This is a genomic window from Saccharopolyspora sp., assembly GCF_017434145.1.
Lineage (GTDB): Bacteria > Actinomycetota > Actinomycetes > Mycobacteriales > Pseudonocardiaceae > Saccharopolyspora_C > Saccharopolyspora_C galaxeae.
Genome location: NZ_JAFRFW010000161.1, coordinates 1 through 3322 on the forward strand (window position 1 = coordinate 1; position 3322 = coordinate 3322).

The 3322-nt window shown below is 70.5% G+C and carries 4 protein-coding genes; 3 read left to right on the plus strand and 1 reads right to left on the minus strand.

Annotated features, from left to right (window positions below; genetic code table 11):
- Positions 1 to 1109: PLP-dependent aminotransferase family protein (locus tag IJH84_RS04605; protein ID WP_295140598.1), on the plus strand; the 1109-nt coding region annotated here is incomplete at its 5' end.
- A 117-nt stretch (positions 1110 to 1226) separates the two neighbouring features.
- Positions 1227 to 1664: a DUF6319 family protein gene (locus IJH84_RS04610; RefSeq protein ID WP_200069023.1), complete on the plus strand. Its 438-nt coding sequence runs from the start codon at positions 1227 to 1229 to the stop codon at positions 1662 to 1664.
- Between the two features lie 65 nt (positions 1665 to 1729).
- Here the strand turns inward: IJH84_RS04610 and IJH84_RS04615 are convergent, their stop codons facing one another.
- Complete coding sequence (locus IJH84_RS04615) at positions 1730 to 2626, minus strand: NADP-dependent oxidoreductase (protein WP_295140607.1); 897 nt, start codon at positions 2624 to 2626, stop codon at positions 1730 to 1732.
- Between the two features lie 138 nt (positions 2627 to 2764).
- Here IJH84_RS04615 and IJH84_RS04620 point away from each other — a divergent pair, with 138 nt between their 5' ends.
- Positions 2765 to 3079 (plus strand): hypothetical protein, encoded by a 315-nt coding sequence (locus tag IJH84_RS04620; RefSeq protein WP_295140610.1) that lies wholly within the window; start codon positions 2765 to 2767, stop codon positions 3077 to 3079.
- Positions 3080 to 3322: the final 243 nt, after the last annotated feature.

Genomic DNA, 3322 nt, shown 5'->3' on the forward strand with positions numbered 1-3322 from the left:
GCTCCGCGCCGCCCGCGCGTCCCGCACCGCACCCGCCGCGCTGGGATTTCCGGCCGGGCCGGCCGGATCTGAGCTCCTTCCCGCGCAAGGACTGGCTCAGCGCGCACCGCCGGATCGTGCGCAACATGCCTGCCGGGGACCTCGACTACGGCGACCCGCAAGGACCACTGGAACTGCGCGAAGTGCTCGCCGACTACCTGCGGCGTTCCAGGGCGGTGGACACCGCGCCTGATCGGTTGATCGTCTGCAACGGCTACAGCGAAGCGTTATCGCTGCTCAGCAGGGCCCTACTGGCGCAGGGAACCGGCTCGGTGGACTTCGAGGACCCCTCGCTGCCGCAGTTCCGGGACATCGCCGCGAGCGCGGGGATGCGGGTGCGCGGTGTTCCCGTGGACGACCAGGGCATCGAAGTGCAGCGGCTGCGCAGACCGGTCACCGTGATCACTCCCGCGCACCAGTACCCGCTGGGGGTGACCATGCGGGCGCAGCGCCGCTCGGCGCTGATCCGCGCGGCGCGCTCGGCGGGAGGTCTCATCGTCGAGGACGACTACGACGGCGAATTCCGGTTCGACCGCCGACCGGTCGGATCGCTGCAGGGGATGGCGCCCGATGTGGTGATCTACGCGGGCACGGCGAGCAAGAGCCTCGCCCCGGCGCTGCGAATAGCGTGGCTCGCATTGCCCGCACGCCTCGTGGAACCGGTGCGGGCGATGAAGCTGCCCGGTGGGCACGGCTTCGATCAGCTCGCCTTGGCCGAGATGCTGCGATCCGGTGCGTACGACCAGCACGTCCGGCGATCGCGCAACACCTACCGCTCGCGGCGCGAACAGCTCTTGCGCGCGCTGGACGGTCTTCGCGCCCGGCACCGGCTCTACCCCGCGGGGATCTCGGCCGGGCTGCACCTGACCCTGAGACTTGATCCGGACGGCCCCGGCGAACGTGAAATCCTGACCCGCGCCCGCGCACGCGCCGTTGAACTCGAAGCTCTCGGGCCGCACTGGGTGAACGCGCAGTCCCGGCCGCCCGGCGTCGTCATCGGCTACGCGGCACCTGCGGAGCACGCCTTTCGGCCAGGGCTCGCAGCGCTGCTCGACGCACTTGACCCATGACAGCCGGTTCCCGTGGTCCGTCCCGATAAAGTGCGGTCCCGCGAGCGACCGGCAGGACACCATAGGGGAACTGGTGTTCTACTCTATGCCGCAGGTTCGTGAGATCGAGGAGGAACTTTGGACGCGGAAGCAGATCAGGGCACCAGCGAAGGAACCGAGCAAGCCGCGGCGCCGGAATCGGGCCAGACCCCGGCCGCGGGCACCGACGAGGGCACGGGTGCAGCCGCCGCGGCGGAGTCCGCGCCGAAGAAGCCGAAGCCCCGCAAGCAGAGTTCGGCCAAGAAGACCCGCACCGTCGAGCTCACCCTCACCGTGACCGGCACCGCCGAAGGCGAATGGCAGGCCGAGCTGCTGCACTCCGGCAAGCGGGTCGTGCAGGGCCTGCCGATCCCGGCCGCCGCCGTGTCCAAGGCCGCGGCGGAACTGCACGAGGACATCTCGGAAGCCATCGAGGGGGTAATCAGCGCCGCGCGGGAACAGCACGAAGCGAAGCTGGCCGAACTCGAAGCCGAGGTCGAACGGGTCCGCAAGGCCCTTTCCGACCTGGAGGGCTGAGCCCCGCAGCGACGCAGCCGACAGGTGGTGGCGGCGCGCACGCCACCACCCGGCGGCCCGGCGGCTCAGAACATCAACACCATCCGCCCCCGCGCACCGCCGGCCTCCAAGGCACGGTGCGCCTCCGGCGCCTGGTCCGCGGAGAAGGTCTGGGCCACCCGCAAGCTGAGCACACCTTCCTCGACCTGCGCGCGCAGCCGGTCCAGCTTCTCCTTCTCCAGCTGATAATCGCGCACTGACACCGGGTGGTACGTGATCCCGCGCTCGCCCTCAGCGGAGAAGAACCGCACGGTCGTTACCCGGCCTCCGTCGCGAACCGCGGGAAGCACGAGTTCGTTGTGCACGGCACCATCCGCCACGGCGTGCACGCCCTCCGGTTCGACCTCGCGGAGCCGTTTCGCCACGTCGTCGCCGCGCTCGACGATGACGTCCGCGCCCAGCGACCGGACCAGCTCGCGATCCTTGTCGGCCGCGTCCGCGATCACCTTCAGCCCGTCGGCCTTCGCCAGCTGCACGACGTGGCCACCGAACGCGCCTGCCGCGCCGGTCACCGCGAGCGTCTGACCCGGTTGCAGTTCCAGCAGGTCGAGGGCTTGCCGGGCGGTGAGCGCGTTCATCGGCAGACTCGCGGCGGCGACGTCGTCCGCGCCTGCGGGAACCCGCACGACCGACCGCTCGGGCAGCACCAGGCTTTCCGAATAGCCACCGTGCGCTCCGTCGGGCACCACGATCGCCATCACGTGCTCGCCGACCGCCAGATCGGAGACCTCGGACCCGACCTCGTCCAGCACCCCGGCCACGTCCATCCCGGGCACGTACGGGGGCGGATTCGTGCGCAGGCGTTCGGCATAGGCACCGCTGCGCAGGACCGTGTCGGTGGGGTTCACCGCGGCGGCTCGAACGTCGATCCGCACTTCGCCGGGTCCGGCATGCCGCTCGGGGATCTGGAATTCCCGCAGCACATCGGGACCGCCGAACTCAGAGACACCTATCGCTCGCATACGGCGTACAACCCGATCTCCGCGGGCGGCTATTCCCCGGCCGGACACCACCCGCACGTGTAATGGCGAACGGATGTTCGATGCTGGATGATCGAACACATGAACGCCAAAACGAAGCCGCTCGACTGCAGCCCGCACCTCAGCGCCGTGCCCGCCGATCGCGCCGGGCCGGAGGAGCTGGACCTCGACCCGCCGGCCCAGGAACAGCAACCGTCCCAGCAGCTGTCGGAGTGCTCGGACGGTTCGCTGGTAGACGCGATCCGGCAGTGCGAGGCGATCCGCTACCGCGCGCTGTCCGATCAGCTCGCCTTGATCACCGAGGCGCAGCGCCGCGGGCTGTGCCTGACCCCCGGGCCGCGCCCGGCGGACCGCCACGCCGCGGCGGGCACGGATGCGGAGGACCCGCCGACATGATCACCAACGCACGACACCGACGGCAGTCCGGAACACGGCAGCCGGAAAAGCGGAAGGCCCCCGCCCGGGAACGGGCGAGGGCCTTCCGAAAGCAGATCCGCAGCCGCGGATCGCGGACTTCGTTACCGGTAGTCGCGGCCGAAGTCGTAGTCGTCCAGCGGCACCGCAGCACCGGTGCCCGCACCGAACACATCCGGGGTGTAGTAGCCGTCGTCGTAGGACGGGATCGCGTAGGCCGCGGCC

What these genes read in the sequence shown, in the direction of transcription:
- IJH84_RS04620 (WP_295140610.1), top strand. Translation starts at nt 2,765, where the DNA reads ATGAACGCCAAAACGAAGCCGCTCGACTGCAGCCCGCACCTCAGCGCC.